Annotated in this window: 18 protein-coding genes and 2 tRNA genes; 9 read left to right on the forward strand and 11 right to left on the reverse strand. The window is 65.9% G+C overall.

The features are described from left to right. Positions 1–146: 146 nt before the first annotated feature. The gene (locus ACMGDH_RS07255; protein ID WP_436827285.1) at positions 147–311 is read right to left on the reverse strand and encodes a hypothetical protein; all 165 of its coding nucleotides are present in this window, start codon (positions 309–311) and stop codon (positions 147–149) included. Positions 312–490: 179 nt separating this feature from the next. Between ACMGDH_RS07255 and ACMGDH_RS07260 the strand changes: the two genes are divergently transcribed. Further along, positions 491–2,158, forward strand: coding sequence for an MFS transporter (locus ACMGDH_RS07260; protein WP_436827286.1), 1,668 nt, complete (start codon positions 491–493; stop codon positions 2,156–2,158). 162 nt (positions 2,159–2,320) lie between these two features. Here the strand turns inward: ACMGDH_RS07260 and ACMGDH_RS07265 are convergent, their stop codons facing one another. Then, positions 2,321–4,663: a TonB-dependent receptor plug domain-containing protein gene (locus ACMGDH_RS07265; RefSeq protein WP_436827287.1), complete on the reverse strand. Its 2,343-nt coding sequence runs from the start codon at positions 4,661–4,663 to the stop codon at positions 2,321–2,323. Positions 4,664–4,733: 70 nt separating this feature from the next. Between ACMGDH_RS07265 and ACMGDH_RS07270 the strand changes: the two genes are divergently transcribed. After that, positions 4,734–5,789, forward strand: a complete 1,056-nt coding sequence (locus tag ACMGDH_RS07270) for a phytase (RefSeq protein WP_436827288.1) — start codon at positions 4,734–4,736, stop codon at positions 5,787–5,789. Between the two features lie 36 nt (positions 5,790–5,825). Here the strand turns inward: ACMGDH_RS07270 and ACMGDH_RS07275 are convergent, their stop codons facing one another. From ACMGDH_RS07275 to ACMGDH_RS07285, 3 genes are all read right to left on the reverse strand, one after another. After that, positions 5,826–6,173 (reverse strand): DUF952 domain-containing protein, encoded by a 348-nt coding sequence (locus tag ACMGDH_RS07275; protein WP_436827289.1) that lies wholly within the window; start codon positions 6,171–6,173, stop codon positions 5,826–5,828. A gap of 48 nt (positions 6,174–6,221) precedes the next feature. Further along, on the reverse strand, positions 6,222–8,981 hold the full coding sequence (gene gyrA / locus ACMGDH_RS07280) for a DNA gyrase subunit A (protein WP_436827290.1): 2,760 nt from the start codon (positions 8,979–8,981) through the stop codon (positions 6,222–6,224). A gap of 111 nt (positions 8,982–9,092) precedes the next feature. After that, entirely contained in the window at positions 9,093–9,698 is a 606-nt protein-coding gene (locus ACMGDH_RS07285; RefSeq protein ID WP_436827291.1) for a hypothetical protein, read from the reverse strand. A 210-nt stretch (positions 9,699–9,908) separates the two neighbouring features. Between ACMGDH_RS07285 and ACMGDH_RS07290 the strand changes: the two genes are divergently transcribed. Further along, positions 9,909–11,165, forward strand: coding sequence for a tetratricopeptide repeat protein (locus ACMGDH_RS07290; protein WP_436827292.1), 1,257 nt, complete (start codon positions 9,909–9,911; stop codon positions 11,163–11,165). Positions 11,166–11,216: 51 nt separating this feature from the next. Here ACMGDH_RS07290 and ACMGDH_RS07295 read toward each other — a convergent pair whose 3' ends face one another. After that, complete coding sequence (locus tag ACMGDH_RS07295; protein ID WP_436827293.1) at positions 11,217–11,684, reverse strand: Lrp/AsnC family transcriptional regulator; 468 nt, start codon at positions 11,682–11,684, stop codon at positions 11,217–11,219. Positions 11,685–11,856: 172 nt separating this feature from the next. Here ACMGDH_RS07295 and ACMGDH_RS07300 point away from each other — a divergent pair, with 172 nt between their 5' ends. The 3 genes from ACMGDH_RS07300 to ACMGDH_RS07310 all read left to right on the forward strand — a co-directional run bounded on the left by ACMGDH_RS07300 (position 11,857) and on the right by ACMGDH_RS07310 (position 13,576). Next, positions 11,857–13,251, forward strand: coding sequence for a sensor histidine kinase (locus ACMGDH_RS07300; RefSeq protein ID WP_436827294.1), 1,395 nt, complete (start codon positions 11,857–11,859; stop codon positions 13,249–13,251). 81 nt (positions 13,252–13,332) lie between these two features. Further along, positions 13,333–13,408 (forward strand) — tRNA-Ile (locus ACMGDH_RS07305). A 91-nt stretch (positions 13,409–13,499) separates the two neighbouring features. Beyond that, positions 13,500–13,576 (forward strand) — tRNA-Pro (locus ACMGDH_RS07310). Positions 13,577–13,580: 4 nt separating this feature from the next. Here the strand turns inward: ACMGDH_RS07310 and ACMGDH_RS07315 are convergent. The 3 genes from ACMGDH_RS07315 to ACMGDH_RS07325 all read right to left on the reverse strand — a co-directional run bounded on the left by ACMGDH_RS07315 (position 13,581) and on the right by ACMGDH_RS07325 (position 16,810). Next, the gene (locus ACMGDH_RS07315) at positions 13,581–14,867 is read right to left on the reverse strand and encodes a dicarboxylate/amino acid:cation symporter (protein ID WP_436828210.1); all 1,287 of its coding nucleotides are present in this window, start codon (positions 14,865–14,867) and stop codon (positions 13,581–13,583) included. 165 nt (positions 14,868–15,032) lie between these two features. Continuing rightward, a complete protein-coding gene (locus ACMGDH_RS07320; RefSeq protein WP_436827295.1) occupies positions 15,033–15,266 on the reverse strand; it encodes a hypothetical protein in 234 nt (77 codons plus the stop codon). Positions 15,267–15,436: 170 nt separating this feature from the next. Beyond that, the gene (locus tag ACMGDH_RS07325) at positions 15,437–16,810 is read right to left on the reverse strand and encodes a M28 family peptidase (protein WP_436827296.1); all 1,374 of its coding nucleotides are present in this window, start codon (positions 16,808–16,810) and stop codon (positions 15,437–15,439) included. 150 nt (positions 16,811–16,960) lie between these two features. Here ACMGDH_RS07325 and ettA point away from each other — a divergent pair, with 150 nt between their 5' ends. Both ettA and ACMGDH_RS07335 read left to right on the forward strand, forming a co-directional pair. Continuing rightward, positions 16,961–18,640 (forward strand): energy-dependent translational throttle protein EttA, encoded by a 1,680-nt coding sequence (gene ettA, locus ACMGDH_RS07330; protein ID WP_436827297.1) that lies wholly within the window; start codon positions 16,961–16,963, stop codon positions 18,638–18,640. Positions 18,641–18,723: 83 nt separating this feature from the next. Beyond that, positions 18,724–19,653: a DUF2268 domain-containing putative Zn-dependent protease gene (locus ACMGDH_RS07335; RefSeq protein WP_436827298.1), complete on the forward strand. Its 930-nt coding sequence runs from the start codon at positions 18,724–18,726 to the stop codon at positions 19,651–19,653. On the opposite strand, the gene ACMGDH_RS07340 is transcribed toward ACMGDH_RS07335, so the two are convergent. Together ACMGDH_RS07340 and ACMGDH_RS07345 are read right to left on the reverse strand one after the other, a co-directional pair. Next, a complete protein-coding gene (locus ACMGDH_RS07340) occupies positions 19,647–21,122 on the reverse strand; it encodes a M48 family metalloprotease (RefSeq protein ID WP_436827299.1) in 1,476 nt (491 codons plus the stop codon). The two genes, ACMGDH_RS07335 and ACMGDH_RS07340, sit on opposite strands and share 7 nt — an antisense overlap. 91 nt (positions 21,123–21,213) lie before the next feature. Further along, positions 21,214–22,815 carry a carboxyl transferase domain-containing protein gene (locus ACMGDH_RS07345; protein ID WP_436827300.1) on the reverse strand — a complete coding sequence of 534 codons (1,602 nt, stop codon included), beginning with the start codon at positions 22,813–22,815 and terminating at the stop codon, positions 21,214–21,216. Positions 22,816–22,937: 122 nt separating this feature from the next. Here ACMGDH_RS07345 and ACMGDH_RS07350 point away from each other — a divergent pair, with 122 nt between their 5' ends. Continuing rightward, a complete protein-coding gene (locus ACMGDH_RS07350) occupies positions 22,938–25,010 on the forward strand; it encodes a M13 family metallopeptidase (RefSeq protein WP_436827301.1) in 2,073 nt (690 codons plus the stop codon). The last annotated feature ends 25 nt before the right edge of the window (positions 25,011–25,035 follow it).

The following is a 25,035-nucleotide window of genomic DNA, read 5'->3' on the forward strand; positions in this document are numbered from 1 at the left end:
CGCAGCCTGACGGAGGGGAAGGACACACTGCTCTATTTGAAGCTGCATCGCCGACCTCCCCTCCGTCGCCTCCGGCGACACCTCCCCCTGGCGGTGGAGGATAAAGGGATTACTCGCAAGCAGGTAGCAACTGCAGGCGCTCCGCCTCAATTCCGGAAGATCGGCTGCAGGGTGCCTCCCCCCGCCGCTTCGCTTCGTCGTCCGCTGCGCAGGCGATCGGCCTCGGCGGTGAGGGCCTGTCCCTCGGCGAGGGTTTCGGCCCGGCGGGCCTGCTCTTCGAGGTGCCGGATGCGTTCGAGCTTCTGGTCCATGACGCATCAACCCCCAGCTTCGCCCTCCGATCCCAAAACTATCTTGGGTTAGCGCTAACTTCCCCATAGCTTCGCGCACGCAGAAGCGTGCCGCGGCGCTTGGCGCCCGCAGGCTTCTGCTAGATAGTCGAGAAGAACCGGCGCCACGATCTGCCGGCCAGAGCGAGGGGAAGAACCGAATGGCGACTGCGGCAGGCGACGTGCCCAAGCATCATGAAGCGACGCAGAGCGAGAAGCTGGTGATCACCGCCTCGTCGCTCGGCACCGTCTTCGAATGGTATGATTTCTATCTCTATGGCCTGCTGGCGACGATCATCACCTCCCAGTTCTTCTCGGGCGTGAACGAGACGACGGGCTTCATCTTCGCGCTCGCCGCCTTCGCCGCGGGCTTCGCGGTGCGGCCGTTCGGCGCGCTGGTGTTCGGGCGGATCGGCGACCTCGTCGGGCGCAAGAACACCTTTCTGGTGACAATGGGGATCATGGGGCTTTCGACCTTCCTGGTCGGCCTGCTGCCGAGCTACGCTTCGATCGGCGTGACGGCGCCCGTGCTGCTCGTGCTCCTGCGCCTGCTCCAGGGCCTCGCGCTGGGCGGCGAATATGGCGGCGCCGCCACCTATGTCGCCGAGCACGCGCCCAACAACAAGCGCGGGCTCTACACCAGCTGGATCCAGACCACGGCGACGCTGGGGCTGTTCGCGGCGCTGCTCGTGGTGATCGGCGTGCGCACGCTGCTGGGTGAGGCGGCGTTCGCCGCCTGGGGGTGGCGCGTGCCGTTCCTCGTTTCGATCGTGCTGCTCGGAGTCTCGATGTGGATCCGCATGCAGCTCTCCGAGAGTCCGGTGTTCCAGAAGATGAAGGACGAGGGGAAGACCTCCAAGGCGCCGCTCACTGAGGCGTTCGCCGAATGGGGCAACCTCAAGATCGTGATCCTGGCGCTGGTCGGCGCGGTGGCGGGTCAGGCGGTGGTTTGGTACACTGGTCAGTTCTACGCGCTGTTCTTCCTCGAGAAGATGCTCAAGGTCGACGGTGCGACCACCAATATCCTGATCGCAATCGCGCTGGCGCTCGCCACGCCATTCTTCGTGATCTTCGGCTGGCTGTCGGATCGGATCGGGCGCAAGCCGATCATCATGGCGGGATGCCTGTTGGCCACCGTGACCTATTTCCCGCTGTTCAACGCGCTTTCGCACGCCGCTAATCCGGCACTCTACGCCGCGCAACAGGCGGCGCCGGTGACCGTGACGGCCGATCCGGCCGATTGCTCGGTGCAGTTTGATCCGATCGGGGGCAACAAGTTCGACGCCAAATCGTGCGACATCGCCAAGTCGTTCCTCGCCAAGACGGGCATCCCGTACAGCAATGTCGAGGCGCCGGCTGGCACGTTGGCACAGGTGCAGATCGGCACGACCGTGATCCCGACGCTCGATCCGAAAACCGTGAGCGGAGCCGAGCGCACGGCGGCGATCGCGGCGTTCCAGGGACAGGCCAAAGCCGCGCTTGCTGCGGCCGGCTATCCGGCGAAGGCCGATCCTGCAGCGATCAACAAGCCACTGGTGGTGGCGATCCTGTTCGTCCTCGTCCTGTATGTGACGATGGTCTACGGGCCGATCGCGGCGTTGCTGGTGGAGCTCTTTCCGACGAAGATCCGCTACACTTCGATGTCGCTGCCCTATCACATCGGCAACGGCTGGTTCGGCGGCTTCCTGCCCACGGTGGCCTTCGCGATGGTCGCGGCCACGGGGGATATCTACTACGGGCTCTGGTATCCCATCGTGGTGGCGACGATCACGCTGGTGGTCGGGTTGCTTTTCCTGCCCGAGACTTTCCGGCGCAGCATCGATGCCTAGGTGCCATCGAAGTGGGGCGATGAATTCGATTATCCTCCCCCGCCAGGGGGAGGTGGCAGCCGAAGGCTGACGGAGGGGGAGGAAAGCGAGCAACTGTCTGCGTGCTTCCTCCCCCTCCACCGCCTTCGGCGGTCCCCCTCCCCCCGGCGGGGGAGGATAGCTTCAGAAGGCCGCGCGCAACGTGAACTGAACCAGCGGGCCCGAGTGCTCGCGCTCGATCTCATACTCGTCCAGATCGCCTGCGGCGCGGTTTTCGAGGATCTCCTCGTACGAGTCGCCGTCGTACTTGCGGAAGTCTTCCTTCTTGACCCGATCGAGCAGGTTCTGCGCGGAGATGCGGAACACGAAGTTCCTGCCGAAGCGCTTCTCGACGAACGCCTCCAGGTCGGGCGTGTAACGAAGATCGATCGTCTCGTCGAAGTTGGACTCGGTCGCCCCGCTGCGCCCCGAAACCGTCGCGCCGAAGCTCATGCCCGCCGGCTCGACGTTCTGGATGAAACCCGCGTTGTAGACGTGGTGCGGCTGGTTGTTGAAGCGCCGCTCCTCCCCGGTGAAGGGGTCGATCGTCTTGCTGTCGAGGTAAGTGTAGTTGGCGAACAGGCCGGTCTCGCCGAAGCTGAACAGGTTCACCGGAGCCGAGAAGTCGACTTCGAAGCCCCAGGTCTGGCCATCACCGATGTTCTGCGGCGTGAACTCGTTGCCGATCACGATCTCCTCGGTGACGTTGCCGTCCTCGTCACGGTCGTCCTCGTCGACTTCGGTGACGTCGCCGATCGAAACCAGTTCGATCAGATCAGTGATATCTCGGTAGAAGAAGTTGATGCCGACGATGCCCTTCTCGCCCAGCCGACGCTCATAGCCCATGTCGATGCCCCAGGCCCGCTCGTTGCGCAGCGCGGGGTTGCCGAAAGTGATGTCGTCGTCGCCGGGGCTCTCCTCCTGCTCATAGGGCGAGATGAAGTCGTAGCTCGGACGGCGCACCGTACGCGCGATCGAGGCGCGGAACTGGTCGCGGGTAGTCGGCGCAAAGCGCAGGTGCAGCGACGGATTGAGCATCTCGGCATTGTACGAAGCGCTGCCGAGGTTCCCCACGGTATCCCGATCGGTGATCTCGTAGCGCAGACCCGCATCGACCGAGAGCTGGCTGGTCGGCTCATAGCTCAGGCGGATGTATGGATCGTAGCGCTTCTCTTCGATGGTGAAGGTTGCGGCGGGATTTTCTTCGCTCTCGTCGTCCTCGACATCGAACACCGAATTGGAGCCGGTGCGCTTCTTGCTGAGGAAGTCGATACCCGCCTTCACTTCGAGCGGGCCGCCGTTGTGGCGCAGGAACAGCGTGCCCGAATATTCGTCGTCCTTGATGCGGGTCGATTCGATCTCGGTCTGCTCCAGGTCGCTCAGGTCCTCCTCGCCACCTTCGGAGACGAACGAGTCGGTGTTGTCGCGGTAACCGTTCCAGGCGCCGGCGATGCCGAGCTTCAGGCCGCCGAGCGGGATCAGCGCGTCGCCGGTGATCGCATAGGTCTGCTGGCTGATCTCTTCGTGCTGGACTTCGGCGCCGTCGAAATCGAGGTCTGCGCCTTCATAGGTGAGCGAAGTCTCGTCCTCGTCCCGATCGGTGTCGACGAAGAAGCCGCCGACGCGGAAGTGCCCGCCATCGCCGAAGCGCGTCGTGATCTCGGCATTGCCCGAGAGGTCGCTGCCATCACGCGTGTCGCTCTGCGCTTCGTAATTGTCGAACTCGGGATCGGTGACGTAGCTGCTGTTCAGCCCATCGGGGAAACCGTCGCTGTCGTCGGCCGTCGGCGTGTCGGTGAAGCGGTAAGACACCTTCTTCTTGGGGTTGCGGCGCTCCTGATAGTTGAGCGCGGCCCAGAAGTCGGTCGCATCGTTTACATGGCCGGCATAGGCACCGGCGATTGACGGACGCACCACGCCGTCGCGGGTGTTGAGCAACGCACCACCCTTGAGGAAGCCGCCCTCGAAGCTCGCGCCTTCCTTGGTGACGACGTTGAGCGTGCCCGCGACGCCTTCGCTCGGCTGATCGGCGCGCGGCGCACGGACGATCTCGATCCGCTCGACCAGCTCGGCCGGGATGCGATCGACGTAGAAGCTGCGATCGGCGGCGGCGCCCGGCGCGCGGCGGCCGTTGATCAGCACCTGAGTGTAGCCCGCAGGAAGGCCGCGGAACTGCGGCTGGTCATATTCGAGCACGTCGGAGGTGAAGGTGACGCCCGGCACGCGCTTGAGCATCTCGCCGACCGACACCGGCTCGAACTTCTGGAAATATTCGAGATCATAGGAGAGCACTGGATTGGGATCGGCGGTGCGGTTGCGGAAGGCGATGTTGCCGGTGACGATGACTTCGTTCGCGCGCTGCTCCACGCCGTCGCCGGCATCGGCCGCCGCCTGCGAATCCTCCGTCTGCGCATGGGCCGCCGCGGGTACGAGGCAGGTCGCGAGCGCGGCCAGCGCCGCCCCGCCCAACAGGCGCGAAACAATCATGTCATATTCCCCTTGCATCGGGAGCCACCCGGTCCCCGCTCACAGGGGCCTCAACAGGATGGACATGAAAATGCGGGGGCACTTCGGAGTCATTTCGGTTACGGTTTCTTTGCTGTTATGCGGCTGCGCCGTGCAGCAGTCCGGAGTTGGGACGGTGGCGCCTGCGCCCACAGTCGAAATTCCCGCCGCGGGCGAGACCGTGGCGGTCGCAACCAAGCTCGCCGATGCTGCAGACGATCCCGCGATATGGACGGGGCCGAACGCTGTCGATTTCGCCGGCAAGCGGCTTCCCGGCATCATCCTGGGCACCGACAAGAAGGCGGGGCTCTACGTCTTCGCGCTGAGCGGGGAATCGCTTCAATTCCTGCCCGAGGGGCTGCTTAACAATGTCGATCTCCGGGGCGAGGGAGCCGGGTTCATTGCCGGGGCATCGGATCGCGGCCGGATGGGCGTCGCGCTGTACCGCTACGAAGGGCAGGGCGATCTGAAGCCCGCAGGCTTCATCAAGTCGGATGTCGTTGAGCCCTATGGCTTCTGCATGGGCCGGATCGACGGCACGCTGATCGCCGTGCTCGTCGCCAAGGATGGGCAGGTGCGCGAATATTCGGTCACGGGCGAGGGGACTTCGCTCAGCGGGATCGAGCGCCGCCGCTATGCGGTGGGATCGCAGTCCGAGGGCTGCACCATCGACGATGCGACGGGCACGTTGTTCATCGGCGAGGAGATGAAAGGCGTGTGGCGCTATTCGCTGCGCGGCGAGCCGGGCGCGCGCACGCTGCTCGCCGGAGTGGGTGATGGCCGGCTGTTCGTCGACGTCGAGGGGACGACGCTGCTGCGCGACGGGGGTGAGACCTTCCTGATCGTATCGAGCCAGGGCGACAGCGCCTTTGCGGTTTGGGAAGTGAGCGGCGCGGCGGGAAGCGAGCGCTACATCGGCCGTTTCCGCGTAAGTGCGGCGAACGGCGTCGACGCGGTCACCGGCACCGACGGGCTCGATGCCTGGTCAGGCCCGATCGGCCAGTTCCCGCGCGGGCTCGTCGTGACGCAGGACGACGTCAACGAAGGCGGCTCGCAGAATTTCAAGCTCGTCGACTGGGGGGCGGTGCGAGCCAAGCTGATCCCCTGATCAAGGTGGGGGCAAGCTGACACCTTGCCCCCAAGCTCAGCCGGCCACGGGCAGGCGCAAGCTCCCGTCGGGTTCATAATGGAGCTGGCTGTACGCCGTCACGGCATCGAGCGGCAGCGGGGCATAGAGATGCGGGAAGAGCTGCCCGCCGCGCGACGGCTCCCATTTGACTGCTTCGCCCAGCGCATCGAGGTCGACTGCCGCAAGCCAGAGGTCCTGCTGACCTGCGAAATGCTTGTCGATCGTTTCCTGAAGCTGCGCCGCGGTGGAAAGATGGATGTAGCCGTCGGCGAGGTCCACGGGCGCGCCGCGGAACACTCGCTCGTGCTCCAGTACCGACATCTGCTCGGCGGTCAGAACCTTGTAGGCAGTCGAATCGGGCATGACGCGCTCTCCTGAATCCCTCTCCCGCAAGCGGGAGAGGGGAGGTGTTTACTGCCCGTCCTCCGGTCCCGCGGCCAGATCTTCGTTCGTGGTCGCGTCCGGCGTCGGCTCGCCAACGGTTGGGCCCTCGCCGAGGTTCACTTCGGCCTCATCTTCGCTCTCCTCGATCCGCGCCGCGGAGACGACATGTTCGTTCTCGGCGACGTTGAAGAGGCGCACGCCCGCCGATCCGCGCCCGATGACACGCAGATCGCCCAGCGACATCCGGATCATCTTCGCCTGATCGGTGACGAGCATCAGCTGGTGGCCCTTGCTCGCGGGGAAGCTCGCCACCACCGGACCGTTGCGGGCGATGTTGTCGATGTTGGTGATGCCCTGGCCGCCGCGGCCTGTCCGGCGATATTCGTAGGATGACGAAAGCTTGCCATAGCCGTTGGCGCAGACCGTGAGGATGAACTGCTCGCGGTCCCTGAGTTCCTCGTAACGCGCATCGTCCATCAGGCGCGGCGCGCGATCGGCATCCTCGCCCTTCCAGGGAGCGTGGCGCAGATAGTCGTCGCGCTCTTCCTGGTCGCGGATGCCCGCGCGGTGAAGGATCGAGAGCGAAATGACCTCGTCGCCCTCGGCAAGCCGCATGCCGCGTACGCCGGTCGAGGCGCGGCTCTGGAACTCGCGAACGTCGTCACCGGGGAAGCGGATCGCCTTGCCCTGGCGGGTGGCGAGCAGCACGTCGTCCTGCTCGTCGAGCAGCGCCACGCCGATGAGGCGATCGTCGGCGTCCTCGCCTTCGAACTTCATCGCGATCTTGCCGTTCGAGGGCACGTTGGTGAACGCGTCCATAGAATTGCGGCGGACGCTGCCCTTGCAGGTCGCGAACATGACGTGGAGCTTGCCCCACTCGCTCTCGTCCTCGGGCAGCGGCAGCACCGTGGAGATCGTCTCGCCGTCGGCGAGCGGAAGCAGGTTGATCATCGGCCGGCCACGGGTGGCGGGGCCGCCCTCGGGCAGCTTCCACACCTTCATCCGATAGACCTTGCCCAGCGTCGAGAAGAACAGCACCGGCGTGTGCGTCGACGTGACGAACAGCTCGGTGACCGCATCTTCTTCCTTGGTCGCCATGCCCGCCCGGCCCTTGCCGCCGCGGTTCTGCGCGCGGAAGCTGTCGAGGCTGGTGCGCTTAATATAGCCCTGCACCGTCACGGTGACGACCATGTCCTCGCGCTCGATCAGGTCCTCGTCCTCGATGCCATCGGCCGCCGGGGCGATCTCGGTGCGGCGCGGCGTCGCGTACTGATCGCGCACCGCAGTCAGCTCCTCGACGATGACTTCGTAGAGCTTGGCGCGGTTGCTGAGGATCTCGAGCAGCTCGGCGATCGATTCGGCGAGTTTGGCGAGCTCGTCTCCGATCTCGTCGCGGCCGAGCGCAGTCAGGCGGTGCAGGCGCAGGTCGAGGATCGCGCGAACCTGGATGTCGCTCAGGCGATAGCTGTCGCCGGTAACTTCGGTGTCGACCGCTTCGACGAGGCGGATATAGGGCGCGATTTCGGCGATCGGCCATTCGCGGGTGAGCAGCCGGTCCCGCGCAACTGCCGGGCTCGGCGACGAGCGGATGATCTTCACCATCTCGTCGAGGTTCGTCACCGCGATTACGAGACCGAGCAAGATGTGCGCGCGGTCACGAGCCTTGGCGAGCTCGAACTTCGAGCGCCGCGTGATCACTTCCTCGCGGAACTTGACGAACGCTTCGATAATGTCGCGCAGGTTGAGCAGCTCGGGGCGGCCACCGCGGATCGCGAGAATGTTGGCCGGGAAGCTCGATTGGGCAGGGGTGTTGCGCCAGATCTGGTTGAGCACCACCTCCGGGGTCGCGTCGCGCTTGAGATCGATGACGATGCGGACGCCCTCGCGCGACGATTCGTCGCGGATGTCGTTCACGCCTTCGATCCGCTTTTCCTTGGCGGCCTCGGCGATCTTCTCGACCAGCGCGTTCTTGCCCTGCTGGTAGGGGATCTCGGTGAGCACGATCGAACGCCGCTCGCCGCGCTGCTCGAAAGTGTGGCGCGAGCGCACGATGATCGAGCCGCGGCCGGTCTGATAGGCGTTGCGGCATCCGGTGCGGCCGAGGATCAGCGCGCCGGTCGGGAAGTCCGGCCCCGGCACGATCTCCATCAGCTCTTCGAGGCTGATCGCGCCGTTCTCGATATACGCCAGGCAGGCGTCGATCACTTCGCCCAGATTGTGCGGCGGAATGTTGGTCGCCATGCCGACTGCGATGCCGCCGGCGCCGTTGACCAGCAGATTGGGGAAGCGGGCGGGAAGGACCGTAGGCTCACTCTCCGAGCCGTCGTAATTGTCCTGGAAGTCGACGGTGTCCTTGTCGATGTCGTCGAGCAGCGCCGATGCGACGCGGGCGAGCCGCGCTTCGGTGTAGCGCATCGCCGCGGGCGGATCGGGGTCCATCGAACCGAAGTTCCCCTGGCCGTCGATCAGCGGCACGCGCATCGCCCAATCCTGGGCCATGCGCGCCATCGCGTCGTAGATCGAGCTGTCACCGTGCGGGTGGTACTTACCCATCACGTCGCCGACCAGGCGGGCGGATTTGCGATAGGCGCGGCCGGCGACATAGCCGCCTTCCTGCGCGGCATAGAGGATGCGGCGGTGGACGGGCTTCAGGCCGTCGCGAACGTCGGGCAGCGCGCGCGCCACGATCACGCTCATCGCGTAATCAAGGTACGAGGTCTTCATCTCGTCGACGATCGAGATCGGAGTAATGTCGGAGGGGTCGGCGAGCAGGGTCTCGTCGGTCAAGTTATCATGCTTTCGGAATGAATCTCGTGTCTGAACGGCTCTAGCGGGCCAGAGGCATCCTGCCAACCCCGCGCGCCCGCGCGTACGCGCACGCGAGGGCGCCGATCGAGGTCAGATGCCCGTTACGCCGCATGCACGGCCGATCGTCTGGATGTTGCCGAGCGAAAGCGAAGCCTTCAGCTGCTCCTCCATGGCGGAAAGGAACGCTGCCTCGCCGACGATCCCGCGCTTGGCGAGCGTCTCTCCGTCGAACCGCTGGGCCAGCGGCTTGAGCGCGGCATCGATGCGCGCGGCGGCGCTTCCGTCGGGTCCGCTGCCGCGCAATTCCTCCGCGGGGCCTCTTAGAACCGACAGCGCGCCCAGGCACATGACATCGCGATCGAATGCGTTCGCCGGCAGGCGCGGCGGAATCGAGGCCCGGGCGAGGGGATAGCTGCGGTCACAGCTGGCGATGAGCGTCTTTGCCGCTTCGGGCGCCAGCGCTTCTCCCTTTGTGATACTGGCGACCAGCTCGGTCATGCGATCGAAGAAGGGCTTGCCGCCGGGATCGGCCTTCGCCGCCTGCATGACGAAATACATGAAGTGCGACGTGGCTTGCAGTGAGGGCATGGATTCGCCGTTGGTCGCGATGATCGCGCTTCCGCATTTCAGCGCGGTTTCGGCGCTCGGGGTGGGGACGGAGGCAGTCTGGATCGCCAGCGCCAGCAAGGTCAGCATTATGGTGTTCCATCCCCGTTCGAATCGGCTGGCCTGCCAAAGCTGCGGCCGGCCTGCTCCGGGCCTGCATAGGCGGGAGTGCCCCGGCCATTCAATTGCGGTTCATGCGCCGATTGGCACCCGGCGTGCGACGCTCGCGCTTGAACGCGGCGAGAGGGCCATCTAGAGGGCGGCGGACTCCGTCTGCCACCCCCACAGGAGAGTTTCCAGATGACGTTCGTTTCCAAGCTCGCGCTGTCTGCGGTGCTTACGCTCGGTACCCCGATGCTGGTGGCGACGCCGGCTGCTGCACAGAAGAAGGACGAAAAGGCCCCCGAGCTCAAGGTGAGCGAGGAGTTCCGCACGCCCGCCGCCGCGGCCGACGCTGCGCTCAAGGCCAAGGACCTGGCCACCGCCGACACGCAGCTCACGGCTGCCGAAGGCGTTGCCAAGAACGACGACGAGCGTTTCTTCGCCGCGTCGCTGCGCCTCCAGCTCGAACTCGAGCGCAAGAACGTGGCCGGCCAGCTGAAGGCGCTGCAGGTTCTTTCGACCAGCCCGAAGACCCCCGCCGACAAGGCCAAGGTCTATGGCGCGGTCTACAACTACATGCTCGGCGACCAGCTGCTCGCGCAGAAGAAGCCGGCCGAGGCGCTTCCGGCGCTGCTCAAGGCGCGCGAGCTGGGCTCCGACCAGCCCGATCTGCCCGTGTTGCTCGCCAACGCCTATGCAGGCACCGGCAAGCAGGCAGAGGCCGTGGCTGAAGTCGATCGTGCGATCCAGGCGAGCAAGGCCGCCGGCCGCAAGGCGCCGGCCGAATGGTACAAGTTCGCGATTCCGCGCGTGCACCAGCTCGGCGACCGGGCGGCGACCGCGACGTGGCTGACTCGCTTCATCCAGGAATATCCCACCGTCCAGAACTGGCGCTGGGGGATTTCGGTATTCGGCCTGGGCGCCAGCGACGACAAGTTCGAGAAGATGAACCTCTATCGCCTGATGCGCTCGACCAATTCGCTGGCGGGCCGCAGCGACTATGCCAACTATGCCTATGCGGCGCAGCAGGCGGGCCTGCCCTGGGAAGCGGTGGCGGTGATCGACGACGGCCGCAAGACCGGCGCGATCCCCTCGGGCGATGCCGATGCGCAGCGGACCTACACGGCGTCGCAGGCAGCGGTGAAGGCCGAGGGTTCGCTCGACGGGCTTGCCAAGAAGGCGGCAGCTGCGGCGACCGGCAAGAATGCAGTGGGCACGGCCGACGCCTTCCTCGCGAGCGGCGACAATGCGCGCGCGCTGGAGCTCTATGATCTCGCCCTCCAGAAGGGCGGAGTGAGCGCGGACCAGGTCAACTTGAACCGCGGCATCGCGCTCCAGCGGCTCGGCCGCAAGGGAGAGGCCAAGGCCGCGTTCCAGCAGGTACAGGCTGGCCCCTATGCCAACCTTGCGCTGCTGTGGGCCGCGTCGGTGGATTTCCCGCCGCTCGCCGCCTGACGAAATCGCCTGGGTCCAGAGAGGGGCGGCCGCGTGCCGCCCCTTTTCTTTTCACATCTCGGGGACGGGAACGCCGGGCAGCGCCTTGGACGTGCGAATCGTGAGCGATGTCTTCACATGCTCCACGTTGGGCGCAGTGGTCAGCCGCGTCGTCAGGATCTGCTGAAAGCTCTGCAGGTCCTGTGCGACGATCTTGAGGATGAAATCGATCTCGCCGTTGAGCATGTGGCATTCGCGCACTTCGGGGATTCCGGCCACGAGCTGCTCGAAGGCGCGCAGGTCGCTTTCCGCCTGGCTCTTGAGGCTCACCATCGCGAAGACGGTGAGGTTGTATCCGAGTGCCGCGGGCTCCAGCGCGGCATGATAGCCGGTGATCGCGCCCTGCTGCTCCAGCGCCCGAACCCGCCGCAGACACGGCGGCGCGGTGAGGCCCACCCGTTCGGCAAGTTCGACATTGGTCATCCGGCCATTGTCTTGCAGAAGACCGAGAATTCGCACGTCGATGTCGTCGAACCGCATTTATTTGATTCTCCGCTTTGGGTTCGTTGCAATGGGGCTCGGATAACCGCAATATTATTTCAAGGCAACGCAATTGTCCCACATTGCGACGTGCCGAAATGAGCGGTTCCGGCGGCTCTCCGCACAGGTTAAGGAATCGTTACGACGCCCGGTACCGGTGCGTACTGCGGGGATGAGCTTGCGATTCGACGATACTCTGGAGACGGTGCTCGCCGCCGATCTGACCACGCCGCACGGCGTGCAGTCGGCGTGGCGCCAGCTCACCGATCTGGTCGGGCGCGGGCGGGTCGCCGCCGAGCCGAGGGTAATGGCGGTGCTGCACGCCATCCGCGCCGATGTTCCCCTGGAAATCCGAATCGCCAGCGCGCGCGCACTCGAGTTCGCCGATCCTCCCCTTGCGCTGGCGGAGCTCTTCGCACTCGACAGTTGCGGATCGGGCTCTGAGCGCGAGGAAGGTGCTGGCCCTTCCGGAATTGCGCAGGCGGCGGCCCGGATCGACGCCTATTGGTGCGACCGTGAGACGAACCCGGCGGACCGGGACGGTGCCGCACGGGCCACGCAGTTCCGGTTCGAAACCGATGCCGAGGGCGTGATCCGCTGGGTCGAGGGGATCAGCCGCGGCCCGTTGATCGGCCTCGGCCTGCGATCGCAGCCACTGGGTGACGGATCGCGCATCGATGCATCGGCCGCGGGGGCATTCCGGCACCGGACCGACATCACGAAGGCGCGGATGCGGATCGCAGGCGAATCCGAAGCCGCCGGCGAATGGCTCGTCTCCGCAGTTCCGGTGTTCGATCCGGCGAGCGGCCGGTTCACCGGCTATCGGGGCACCGGGCGGCGCCCGCGCGCGGACGAGCGGGTTGAGCCTGTCGCCGGCAGGCCTGCCTCGGCCGATTCGCTCCGCCAGCTGGTGCATGAGCTTCGCACGCCCACCAATGCGATCGCCGGATTCGCCGAGATGATCGAGAGCGAGATGCTGGGGCCCGTGCCCGAAGCCTATCGCCGGCGTGCCGAGGCGATCCGCATGCAGGCGCGCGAGCTGCTCGGCGCGATCGACGATCTCGACCTCGCCGCGCGGATCGACAGCGCCGCGCTGGCGCTGGTTCCGGGTGCCGTGCCGCTTCGGCCGCTGCTCGCCGCGATCGTCGACGATCTCGCGCCGCTGGCTGAGCTTCGCTGTGCGATGGTAGCGCTTCCGGTCGACGATTTCGCGGTGGTGGGGGACGGGCGCGCAGTCGAGCGCCTGCTGTCGCGCCTGATGGCGACGCTGGTTTCAGCGAGCGCAGCGGGAGAGCGGATCGAAGTGCGGACTGCCCTCGAAGGCTCCGACATGGTGGCGATCGCCTTCGATCGTCCGCGCGCTCTTGCGGAATATCCCGGCGATTCGGTGCTCGGCATCGACGATGAGCGCGAGGACGCGTCGCTGCTCGGTACGGGGTTCGCGCTCCGCCTGGCGCGCAACCTGGCGCGCGAACTCGGCGGAAGCCTGGTAATCGAGGCGACGAGCCTCACCCTGCGCCTTCGCGCCGCCGTGATCTCACCCACCGAGCAGGCGCATTCGAGCTGAGCCGGAGCGACCGGCGCCCCTCGAAATCCTCGACTCGGCTTGCGGCGCCCCCGCCACCTCCGCTAGGGCGGCTGGCGCTGGGGGCCTGTAGCTCAATGGTTAGAGCTGGCCGCTCATAACGGCTAGGTTGCGGGTTCGAGTCCTGCCGGGCCCACCAGCGCGCCGGCCGAAGCAGTAACGAAGCTATGCGTGGCTTCGCCACGCCGCGCTTGTATCCAACGTCGCTAGCCTCTAAGCGCGCTCAGCGTCGGGGAGTGGCGCAGTCCGGTAGCGCGCCTGCTTTGGGAGCAGGATGTCGCAGGTTCGAATCCTGTCTCCCCGACCATTCCTCAATCCGGATCGGTCTCCGCCGGCGGCGCCGCCGGCAGCGCGTCGGGGGTACCCGCCAGCGCACGATCGAGCGCACCCTTGTCGAGCGCGCCTTCCCAGCGGGCCACCACCACAGTCGCAACGGCGTTGCCGATGAAGTTGGTGAGGCTGCGGCACTCGCTCATGAAGCGGTCGATCCCCAGGATCAGCGCCATTCCGGCGAGCGGCACCTTGGGCACGATCGCGAGCGTGGCGGCCAGGGTGATGAAGCCCGCGCCGGTCACGCCCGCGGCGCCTTTCGAGCTCAGCATCGCCACCGCCAGCAGCCCGAGCTGCTCGCCGAACGTCAGCTCTACGCCGGTCGCCTGGGCGATGAACAGTGCGGCCAGGGTCATGTAGATATTAGTGCCGTCGAGGTTGAACGAATAGCCGGTGGGCACGACCAGGCCGACCACTTCCTTGCGACAGCCGGCGCGCTCCATCTTCTCGATCAGCGCGGGCAGAGCGGCCTCGGAGGAGGAAGTGCCCAGCACCAGCAGCAGCTCGGCCTTGAGATAGCGGATCAGCTTCAGGATCGAGAAACCGTTCACCGCGGCAACCGCACCCAGCACCACCAGCACGAAGAACAGCGACGTAAAATAGAAGGTGGCGACCAGCGCGCCGAGGTTGATCAGCGTGCCGATGCCGTATCTGCCGATCGTGAAGGCCATCGCGCCGAACGCGCCGATCGGCGCCGCGCGCATCACGATCGCGACGATTCGGAACACCACCAGCCCGATCCGCTCGAGCATGTCCGTCACTGGCCGCGCTGGCTCGCCGGCGACCACCAGCCCGGCGCCGAAGAGCACCGCGACCAGCAGCACCTGGAGGATCGAGCCGCTGGTGAAGGCGGAGAGCAGCGTGGTGGGGATGATTGCGAGCAGGAAGCCGGTCAGACTCGTCTCGTGCGCTTGCTTCTCATAGCTGTGGACCGCAGCGGCATCGAGGGTGGCGACGTCGACGTTCATGCCCGCGCCCGGCTGGACGAGGTGCGCAACGATCAGGCCCAGCACCAGCGCCAGCGTCGAGAAGAACAGGAAATAGGCGAACGCCTTGAATGCGACTCGGCCGACCGATCCCAGCCCATGGCCGCCCGCGATCCCGGTGACGACCGTGAGGAAGATCACCGGAGCGATGATCATCTTCACCAGCGCGATGAAGGCGTCGCCGAGCGGCTTGAGCGCGGCGCCCGTGGAAGGCGAGAGCGCTCCCAGCAGCACGCCCGCGGCGATCGCGATCAGCACCTGCACGTAGAGATGGCCGAGCATCGCCGACAGGCGTTTGCGGGGCGCGTCTTGTTCTGCCGCTCGTGCGATCGTGCCCGTTCCCATATCCAACCGAGTCATACGCCGATCCGGCCAAAGAAAAAGGGCGCCCCGCGAGGAGCGCCCTTTCTAACTCTCAGCTCCGGCCCATTCGGACCGGAAGTCCGATCAATGCGCGTTCGCCTCGGCGGCGTCAGCGGCATTCTCTGCGACTTCGGCGGCGTTCTCGAGAACGTTCTCGGCGATCGCATTGGTGGTGTTGTCGGCAGCCTCTTCGTACATCGCGGCGTTCGCTTCGTGCGACTCTGCGACGTTCTCGGCGACGGTGTTGGTGGTCTCGCCGCCGCAAGCCGCGAGCGACATCAGGCCGGCGGTCGCCGCAACAATGAGGATCTTCTTCATTCGGGTAGCTCCCATTGGAACGTAAACGTTTCGCACCCGGCCCGACAGCCGACGCGAAGCCGCTGACATAACGGTCGTTGCGCGCGCGTCAATCGAAAATGCGACGAGCTGCAAAGATTCGGCCGTGTTTCTGCCACAATTGCGCCGCTTGAGTGCCTGTTTCCGTGGCGTCAGCGCGGCGCGGCGGGAACCGGTCCGATCTCCTCGGGTGCATTGGCTGCAACTGCCAGCATCGCCGTCCAGGCCGCCACATTCTGCCGCAGCTGCTCGGGATCGACCTTGTCGAGCGTGTCGTCGGGCGTGTGGTGATAATCGAAATAGCGCAGCCCCGATTGCTCGAGGTCGACCGCGGTGACGCCCGAGGCGATCACCGCGCCTACATCGGCGCCGCCGGTCGCGCGATCGGTGCTGCGGCCGATGCCGAGCGGAGCGAGCGCTGCAGCGATCCGATCTCCCACGGGCTTCGCGCTGTCGGACCAATTTGCCTTGAACTGCCACACGCGATCGGCACCGAAATCGGATTCGGACGCGAGCACGTGCCGTTCGTTCTTGTGCGCCTCGAAATAGGCACGGCCGCCGAACACGCCAGGCTCTTCCGCGCCCGCCCAGAGCAGGCGGATCGTGCGGCGCGGCGTGCCTGCCTCCATGATCCGCTTGGCCGCCGCGGTGATGATGCCGCAGCCGGAGGCGTCGTCGATCGCGCCGGTGCCCAGATCCCAGCTGTCGAGGTGGCAGGCGATCACGACGATCCCAGCGGCGGGATCGCTGCCCGGCACTTCGGCGATGACGTTGCCCGAGGTGCCTTCACCCTTGAACTCCGGGGTCATATTGAGCTTCAGCCGCACCGGGCCGCGCTTCAGCAGCCGCTGGAGCTGCTCGGCATCGGGCAGCGCGAGCGCGGCGGCGGGGATCGGCTTCACGCCCTGGGCCCAGTTGGTGCCGCCGGTGTGCGGATTGCGATGATAGTCGGTGCCGATCGAGCGGATCAGCGTTGCGACCGCGCCCTTGCTCGCCGCGACCGTCGGCCCCGAACGCCGGGCCGCGCCGAAGACGCCATAGCTCGAGCCGTCCTGCGTCGGCGCCATACGGTGGTCGATGAAGACGATCTTGCCCTTCACGCTATCCGCCGGCGCGGCCTGGAGATCGGCGAAGGTCGGGAAATAGGCGACTTCCGCCTCGATGCCTTTCGGCCCGGTCGAGCCTGAATTGCCCAGCGCGGCGAGAGCGAGTTTCTGCGCCATCGGGCCGATCACTTCGGCACTCTCGTCGCCGCGGACCCATACCGGCATCTTGAACGGCTCGTTGCGCACATTCTGGAAGCCGAGCGCGGTGAGCTTCTTCACTGCCCAATCGCGCGCCCGCGCCTCGGCCTCGGTCGCGGCCAGACGCTGGCCGATCTCGGTGGTCAGCCCCTCGGTGATCTCCCAGGCGAGGTCGTCCTTGAGCGCGGCGTCGCGGAGCGCTGCGGCATCGTGGGTCTGGGCGAGAGCGGGGAGGGGAAGGGCGAGCGCAGCGGCGGCGGCGAGCAGGATGTGCTTGGTCATGGCCGGGATTGCTAACCACCCCCGAAACATTTGCCAATCGCCGCGTGCGTTTCCGGTGCGATTCAGCCGCGCGCGTTGCCAATCGCGCGGCGCATCGCTACATGCGCGGCCAACTTCCCGCATCCAGATATACCCATCGGAGACCCTATCGTGGCCGCCCAATACGCCTTCGTCATGAAGGACATGACCAAGACCTTCCCCGGCGCTCCCAAGCCGGTGCTGAGCAACATCAACCTGCAATTCTATCAGGGCGCCAAGATCGGCATCGTCGGCCCGAACGGCGCCGGCAAATCGACGCTGATGAAGATCATGGCGGGTGTCGACAAGGATTTCACCGGCGAGGCATGGCCCGGCGAGAACATCACCGTTGGTTATCTCGAGCAGGAGCCTCAGCTCGATCCGACCAAGAACGTGCTCGAGAACGTCAAGGACGGCGCGCGCGAAATTGCCGACATGGTCGATCGCTTCAACGCGATCTCGGCCGAAATGGGCGATCCCAAGGACGACACCGATTTCGATGCGCTGATGGAAGAGATGGGCGAGCTTCAGGGCAAGATCGACGCCGTCGACGGCTGGACGCTCGACAACCAACTCGAGATCGCGATGGAGGCCCTGCGCTGCCCGCCTTCGGACTGGTCGGTCGAGAATCTCTCGGGCGGTGAGAAGCGCCGTGTCGCGCTCACCCGGCTGCTGATCCAGAAGCCCTCGATCCTGCTGCTCGACGAGCCGACCAACCATCTCGATGCCGAGAGCGTCGAGTGGCTGGAAAACCATCTCAAGGAATATCCGGGCGCGGTGCTGATGATCACCCACGACCGCTATTTCCTGGATAACGTGGTCGGCTGGATCCTCGAGATCGATCGCGGCAAATACTTCCCTTACGAAGGCAATTACTCGACCTACCTCGAGAAGAAGTCCAAGCGCCTCGAGCAGGAGGAGCGCGAGGAGTCCGGACGCCAGAAGGCGATCAAGGACGAGCTCGAATGGATCCGGCAGGGCCCCAAGGGCCGCCAGACCAAGTCCAAGGCGCGTATCGCCAAGTTCGACCAACTCGTCGAAGCGCAGCAGAACCGCACGCCGGGCAAGGCCCAGATCGTCATCCAGGTGCCCGAGCGCCTCGGCGGCAAGGTCATCGAGGTCGAGAACATCTCCAAGGCCTATGGCGACAAGCTGCTGTTCGAGAATCTCTCGTTCACGCTGCCTGCCGGCGGCATCGTCGGCGTGATCGGCCCCAACGGCGCCGGCAAGTCGACGCTGTTCAAGCTGATCACCGGTCAGGAGCAGCCCGACACCGGCAAGATCGAGATGGGGTCCACCGTGCGTCTCGGCTATGTCGACCAGAGCCGCGATCACCTCGATCCCTCGAAGAACGTGTGGGAAGAGATCTCGGACGGGCTCGACTACATGAAGGTCAACGGCCACGATCAGTCGACTCGCGCCTATGTCGGCGCGTTCAACTTCAAGGGCGCCGACCAGCAGAAGAACGTCGGCAAGCTCTCGGGCGGCGAGCGCAACCGCGTCAACATCGCCAAGATGCTCAAGCGCGGCGGCAACGTGCTGCTGCTCGACGAGCCGACCAACGATCTCGACGTCGAGACGCTGGGTGCGCTGGAAGAGGCTATCGAGAATTTCGCGGGCTGCGCCGTGGTGATCAGCCACGATCGCTTCTTCCTCGATCGTCTCGCCACGCACATCCTCGCTTTCGAGGGCAACAGCCATGTCGAATGGTTCGAAGGGAACTTCGAGGCCTATGAGGAAGACAAGCGCCGCCGCCTCGGCGACGCCGCTGATCGTCCGACCGCGCTGGCGTACAAGAAACTGACGCGCTGAGCCGATAACGTCCGGCGGGTGGGATGCATCCCACCCGCACGGAGCGGGGTTGCGAAGGTGTGATACTACATTAATACGGTGCGATGATCCGCACTCTCTGCGCCGCAGCGGCGCTCCTCGTCGCTGCGTCGGCAACCGCCCAGCCAGCGCCCACCCCGTCCTTCGCGTCGTACGTCGATGCGTTCGACACCTTCGCGACCGAAACCGCGACGATGCCCGAGGCCGAACGTGCCCGTGCGTTCAGCGCGCGCTTCAATGCCTTGGTCCCGGGATTCTATGCGCCGCGTAACGGCGCGACCGAGGCGAAGTACGACGCGCGAGTCGCGCGCGTGCTCGCCTATTATCCCGCGCATCGCGAACGATTTCTGGCCGCTGCGCGCAACTTCACGACCAGCTATGCGACGGCGAACGATCGATTCCGCCAGGTCTTTCCTGACTATGCGCCGACGATGCCGATCTACCTGCTTCACTCGCTAGGGGAGATGGACGGGGGCACGCGCGAGCTGGAAGGCAGGGTTGTCGCGGTATTTGGCGGAGATGTGATCGCCCGGATCCACGATAGCTCTACCATTGCGCCGTTTCTTGATCATGAGCTGTTCCATTTCCATCACGCGCGATTCTTCCCAGACTGCGAAGCGCTATGGTGTTCGCTGTGGCAGGAGGGGCTCGCCACCTATGTCGCGGCGCGGATGAATCCCGAAGCGGACGACCGCGCGCTGCTGCTGACCATTCCGCGGCCGATCCGCGCAGAAGTCGATCCGCGTCTGGGCGAAGCAATGTGCCTCACCCTCGCCAAACTCGATTCGACCGCGCCGGACGATTATTCGGGTTTCTTCTTCGGCGACGGGAAGGGGACAGGCTTCCCGCCGCGCTTCGGCTATTATGTCGGCTATCGCCTGGCGCAGAAGCTCGGCGAGGGTAGGAGCCTACAGCAGCTCGCTGCCTTGTCGCCCGACAAGGTTCGCCTGATGCTCCGGGCAGCGATCGAAGATTTCGCCGCCTGCCCTCAATAAGTGACGATCTTGACCTTCTCCCCCGGCCGCAACGTTGCGTTGCGCGCAAGACCGTTGAGCACCAGGAAGCGCTCCGCCCGCGCCTGATCGAATGCCATTCGCGAGGCGAGCGACGCGACCGTGTCGCCCGGTTTGACGGTAACGACCCGCAGATAGCGCGGCCGCGCGCGCGAAGCCTCGGTGCCGCTCAGCGGGCGGAAGGATTCGAGCATCGAAGTTGCGGCGCCCAGTCCCCGTCCGGCGGGCGTCAGCACCACGAAGTGATAGGCGTTGCCATTCAGCGCATAGGCGAACACCGTCGCGTCCACGCGGGTTTTGCCGCTGTTGGCCTGCGTCTGCGCATAGGCTGCCGGCACGCCGTTTACCGTCGTCGTGCGCACGGTGGCATCGCTCACGCCAGTGGCACCCCCCAGCAGCGATTGAAGCAGCGCGGCGACGTGCGCGCGCAGGTTGCCCGAATAGCGTGCGCTGGAGAACTGCGCCTGAGTGTCGGGCCCGCTGATCGACACGGCGCGCGTGCCGTTCGTCATCTTGAAGCCCTGCGGGATCGTGAAGGCGAGCTTGAGCTCCGGGTGCAGGAAGTCACGACCCACGATCATACCCTGGCGCGGATTGTCACCATACAGCATGCCGTCGATCGCGGCGAGGAAGGCGTCGCGATTGCGGGGAAGGTTGGTTCCGCCCACCGCCTGCGCCCGCGACGTCGCACGCCGGATGCGGGAGGAGGGATCGGGGTGGGTGCTCGCCCATTCCGGCATCGAGCGCGCGTCGCCGGCGAGCTGCTGGTTTAGGCTGTTCTGCGCCGCAAGGCTCCCGAGCATCGAAGCGAGCCCGTCGGTATCGTAGCCCGCGCCGCGCAGATAGGTGACTCCCAGGTCGTCGGATTCGGTTTCCTGGCTGCGCGAATAGCCGAGCGTCGCGAGCTGGGCGCCGGTGTTGATGCCCTGGCCCAGCAGCTGGCCGAGCCCTGAATCGCCCGCGACGGCGCCCACCAGCACCTGCCCGAGCACGCTGAGGATCGAGTTGCGCTGCGCGGTCTGCTGCCGGCGCTGGCTGTGGCGCGCCGCGACATGCGCAACTTCGTGCCCCAGCACCCCGGCGAGCTCGGCCTCGTCGTTCATCAGCGCGAGCAACCCCCGGGTCACATAGACATAGCCGCCCGGCGTCGCGAACGCGTTGTCGACCGGACTGTCGAGCAGGACGACGGTGAAGTCGGAAGGGTTGGAGGAAAGGCTGGACTGGACCGCCACGCGGCGCGCCACATTGGCGACATAGCTCGCCTGCCGTCCCTGATAGGCGCCGCCGAACTCCGCGATCAGCGCGGCGCTGGCCTGCTGCCCCTGGCTTCGCTCGCTGGCGGAGATCGGCGCCGCCTGCCCGCGGTTGGCCTGGGGCCCACCAAGGCTGTTGGCGCTGCACAAAAGTGCCGCGGGTACGGTGCATGCTAGAAGCGCTCGACGGAACTTCATGGTCCCTCCTGTTCTCTCCCTGACAGGAGCGAAAAAGCCGAAACAGGGCGATCGTTCCGCGCGTGGAGCGATCCGGCTTTGGCGCGCGCCATCACATGCGGAAAACGCCGAAGGCCGGTCGCTCGGGGACAGGTGCGTTGAGGCTCGTCGCGAGTGCCAGCCCGAGCACGTCACGGGTCTGGGCGGGGTCAATGATTCCGTCGTCCCATAGCCGCGCGGTGGCGTGCCAGGGGTTGCCCTCGTCCTCGTAACGCTGACGGATCGGCGCCTTGAAAGCCTCGGCTTCCGCCTCGCTCCATTTGTCCGCGTCGCGGTGGACGGTGGCGAGCACCGAGGCTGCCTGTTCGCCGCCCATTACGCTGATCCGGCTGTTAGGCCAGGTGAACAGGAAGCGCGGGGAATAGGCGCGGCCGCACATGCCGTAATTGCCCGCGCCGAAGCTGCCGCCGATCAGCACGGTGATCTTGGGCACGGTCGCAGTGGCCACGGCGGTCACCAGCTTTGCGCCATGTTTCGCAATGCCTTCGGCCTCATATTTTCCACCGACCATGAAGCCGGAGATGTTCTGGAGGAAGAGCAGAGGGATGCGCCGCTGGCACGCGAGCTCGATGAAATGCGCACCCTTCACGGCGCTCTCGCTGAACAGCACGCCGTTGTTGGCGATGATGCCCACCGGCATGCCCCAGATGTGCGCGAAGCCGCAGACCAGGCTGGTGCCGTAGAGCGGCTTGAACGCGTGGAACTCGCTGCCGTCGACGATCCGCGCGATCACTTCATGAACGTCATAGGGCGCGCGCACGTCCTGCGGCACGATGCCGTACAGCTCCTCCGCGGCATATTTCGGTGGGCGCGGATCGATCAGCTTCACGTCGGGGGTGCGATCGGCGGGGAGATGGCTGACGATGTCCCGCACGATCGTCAGTGCATGCTCATCGTTCTCGGCGAGGTGATCGACCACGCCCGATTTGCGCGCGTGCAGGTCGCCGCCGCCCAGATCCTCGGCCGAGATGATTTCGCCGGTTGCAGCCTTTACCAGCGGCGGGCCCGCGAGGAAGATCGTGCCCTGGTTGCGTACGATCACGCTCTCGTCGCTCATCGCGGGCACATAGGCGCCGCCCGCGGTGCAGCTTCCCATCACGCAGGCGATCTGTGGGATGCCCTTGGCGCTCATGTTCGCCTGGTTGAAGAAGATGCGGCCGAAATGGTCGCGATCGGGGAAGACTTCAGCCTGGTGGGGGAGGTTGGCGCCGCCTGAGTCGACCAGATAGATGCAGGGGAGGCGGTTCTGCTCGGCGATCTCCTGCGCGCGCAGATGCTTCTTCACCGTCATCGGATAATAGGTGCCGCCCTTCACCGTGGCGTCGTTGCACACGATCATCACCTGCCGCCCCGAAACGCGGCCGATGCCAGCGATCATCCCGGCGCCGGGAACTTCGCCCTCATACATGTCGCAGGCGGCGAGCTGGCCGATCTCGAGGAAGGGCGAGCCCGGATCGAGCAGCCGCTCCACACGCTCGCGCGGGAGCAGCTTGCCGCGGCTGGTGTGGCGCTCGCGCGCGGCCTCGCTGCCGCCCAGCGCCGCGCGTGCCACATCGGCGCGCAGCCGCTCGACGAGCGCGTGGTTGTGCGCGGCATTGGCGCGATAGCCCTCGCCGTCGCGCACCACCCTGGTATCGAGCACGGGAGCGCTCATTAGGGCATCCTTCCTGACCTATTTTGGCCGTGCTTACACCGCGACCAGCCGCTTGGGAAGGTACTGGCGCGCAGCGGCGGGCGGGAGTAGCAGCGGGGCAGGACAATTCGGAGAGTAGCTACGTGAACAGCCGCGCAATCCTGCTGGCCGCACTTCTCGCCACTGCCGCGTGCACACCGGGTGGCGACGCCGGCAACCAGTCTTCCGCGACGGCAACCCCCACGATCGGCGTCGATGTGGAGGGGCTCAACAAGCAGGTGCGCCCCGGGGACGATTTCGACGAGTATGCCAACGGCGGCTGGCGGGCGCGGACCGAGATTCCGGCCGACCGGTCGAGCACCGGATCGTTCCTGCAGGTGTTCAACAAGGCCGAGGCGAACAACGCCGCGATCATCAAGGCAGCGCTCGAGGCGAGTGCGGGGGCTGGCAGCGATCAGCGCCGGATCGCCGACTGGTATCGCGCCTATACCGACACCGCGGGAATCGAGACGCGGGGTCTTGCCCCGCTCGGAAGCGAGCTCGACGCAATCGCCCGGCTTGGCGACAAGAAGGCGCTGTCGGCGATGCTTGGCGCGAATGTCCGCGCCGATGTCGATCCGCTCAACGCGACCGATTTCGAGACCGAAAATCTCTTCGGCATCTTCGTGACCCAGGCATTCGGCCAGCCCGAGGCAACGGTCCCCTATCTGCTCCAGGGCGGCCTTGGGCTTCCCGAGCGCGACTATTACCTCTCGGGCGAGTCCGAGATGGCGGAGATCCGCGACCAGTATCGCGCGTACATCGGCAAGCTGCTGAGCCTCGCCAATGTCACCGAGCCCGATGCGCGCGCGCAGCGGGTATTCAATCTCGAGCTCAAGATCGCGCGGGCCCACGCCGATCAGGTGGCCAGCCAGGACGCGAACAAGGCCAACAACCCTTGGAAGAAGGCCGATTTCGCGCGCAAGGCGCCGGGGATCGACTGGGACGCCTTCTGGAGCGCCGCGCAACTCGGCAACCAGCAGGACTTCATCGTCTGGCAGCCGGACGCTGTGGCGGGAATGGCGAAGCTGGTGGCAAGCGAGCCGCTTCAGGCGTGGCAGGACTGGCTCGTCTTCCACCGCATCAACGAAGTCACCGAGGTGCTGCCCGCGGCGTTCGATCAGGCGCATTTCGAGTTCTACAATCAGACGCTGCGTGGCCAGCTCAAGCCGCGCCCGCGTGACAAGCGCGCGATAGCCAGCGTCGACACCTGGCTCGGCGACGCCGTCGGCCAGCTGTACGTGAAGGATTATTTTCCGGCCTCGTCCAAGGCGGACATCCAGAACATGGTGAAGGGCATCCTCGCCGCTTTCGACAAGCGCGTCGCAGGGCTGCCGTGGATGGCGGAGAGCACCAAGGCGGAGGCGCGCAAGAAGATCGCGACGATGCGTGTGGGCATCGGCTATCCCGAGACGTGGCGCAGCTATGCGTCGCTCGACGTGAAGGCAGACGATCCGGTCGGCAATCTGCGCCGCGCCGAGCTCGCAGAATACCGCCACCAGCTCGCAAAGATCGGCAAGCCGGTCGATCGCGGCGAATGGTGGATGACGCCGCAGACGGTCAATGCCGTCAACCTGCCGCTCCAGAACGCGCTCAACTTCCCCGCGGCGATCCTGCAGGCGCCCTTTTACGATCCGAATGCCGATGCTGCTGCGAAATACGGCTCGATCGGCGCGGTGATCGGGCACGAGATCAGCCACGGCTTCGACGATCTGGGCGCGAATTTCGACGCGAGCGGGCGGCTGCGCAACTGGTGGACCCCGGCCGATCTCGCGCGCTTCAAGGCTAGCGGGCAGGCGCTGGTCGAGCAGTATAACGCCTATGAGGCGCTGCCGGGGCTCAAGCTCAACGGCAAGCTGACGCTGAGCGAGAACATCGCCGACGTCGCGGGGCTCGCCGCTGCCTATGACGCCTATAAGGCGTCGCTCGGCGGCAAGGAGGCGCCGGTGATCGGCGGACTCACCGGCGATCAGCGCTTCTTCCTCGCTTTCGCGCAAAGCTGGCGCGAGAAGCAGCGCGAGCAGCAGCTGCGCAACCGCGTAGCCACCGACGCGCACGCACCGGCACGCTGGCGCGCCCAGACCGTGCGCAACCTCGACGCCTGGTATCCGGCGTTCGACGTACAGCCGGGCCAGAAACTCTATCTCGCGCCCGAAAAACGCGTGAAGGTCTGGTGAGCCAGGGAGAGCTGCGAGCTAGCCA

It is taken from the genome of Sphingomonas radicis (assembly GCF_051400635.1).
Lineage (GTDB): Bacteria > Pseudomonadota > Alphaproteobacteria > Sphingomonadales > Sphingomonadaceae > Sphingomonas.

Excerpts from the sequence above, each read along its gene's own strand:
- ACMGDH_RS07300 (WP_436827294.1), top strand. The coding sequence starts at position 11,857 with ATGAGCTTGCGATTCGACGATACTCTGGAGACGGTGCTCGCCGCCGAT.
- ACMGDH_RS07325 (WP_436827296.1), bottom strand. The coding sequence starts at position 16,810 with ATGACCAAGCACATCCTGCTCGCCGCCGCCGCTGCGCTCGCCCTTCCC.
- ACMGDH_RS07320 (WP_436827295.1), bottom strand. The coding sequence starts at position 15,266 with ATGAAGAAGATCCTCATTGTTGCGGCGACCGCCGGCCTGATGTCGCTC.
- ACMGDH_RS07260 (WP_436827286.1), top strand. The coding sequence starts at position 491 with ATGGCGACTGCGGCAGGCGACGTGCCCAAGCATCATGAAGCGACGCAG.
- ACMGDH_RS07335 (WP_436827298.1), top strand. The coding sequence starts at position 18,724 with ATGATCCGCACTCTCTGCGCCGCAGCGGCGCTCCTCGTCGCTGCGTCG.
- ACMGDH_RS07275 (WP_436827289.1), bottom strand. The coding sequence starts at position 6,173 with ATGCCCGATTCGACTGCCTACAAGGTTCTGACCGCCGAGCAGATGTCG.
- ACMGDH_RS07265 (WP_436827287.1), bottom strand. The coding sequence starts at position 4,663 with ATGATTGTTTCGCGCCTGTTGGGCGGGGCGGCGCTGGCCGCGCTCGCG.
- ACMGDH_RS07345 (WP_436827300.1), bottom strand. The coding sequence starts at position 22,815 with ATGAGCGCTCCCGTGCTCGATACCAGGGTGGTGCGCGACGGCGAGGGC.
- ACMGDH_RS07285 (WP_436827291.1), bottom strand. The coding sequence starts at position 9,698 with ATGCTGACCTTGCTGGCGCTGGCGATCCAGACTGCCTCCGTCCCCACC.
- ACMGDH_RS07255 (WP_436827285.1), bottom strand. The coding sequence starts at position 311 with ATGGACCAGAAGCTCGAACGCATCCGGCACCTCGAAGAGCAGGCCCGC.
- ACMGDH_RS07290 (WP_436827292.1), top strand. The coding sequence starts at position 9,909 with ATGACGTTCGTTTCCAAGCTCGCGCTGTCTGCGGTGCTTACGCTCGGT.
- ACMGDH_RS07340 (WP_436827299.1), bottom strand. The coding sequence starts at position 21,122 with ATGAAGTTCCGTCGAGCGCTTCTAGCATGCACCGTACCCGCGGCACTT.
- ACMGDH_RS07315 (WP_436828210.1), bottom strand. The coding sequence starts at position 14,867 with ATGCTCGGCCATCTCTACGTGCAGGTGCTGATCGCGATCGCCGCGGGC.
- ACMGDH_RS07295 (WP_436827293.1), bottom strand. The coding sequence starts at position 11,684 with ATGCGGTTCGACGACATCGACGTGCGAATTCTCGGTCTTCTGCAAGAC.
- ACMGDH_RS07270 (WP_436827288.1), top strand. The coding sequence starts at position 4,734 with ATGCGGGGGCACTTCGGAGTCATTTCGGTTACGGTTTCTTTGCTGTTA.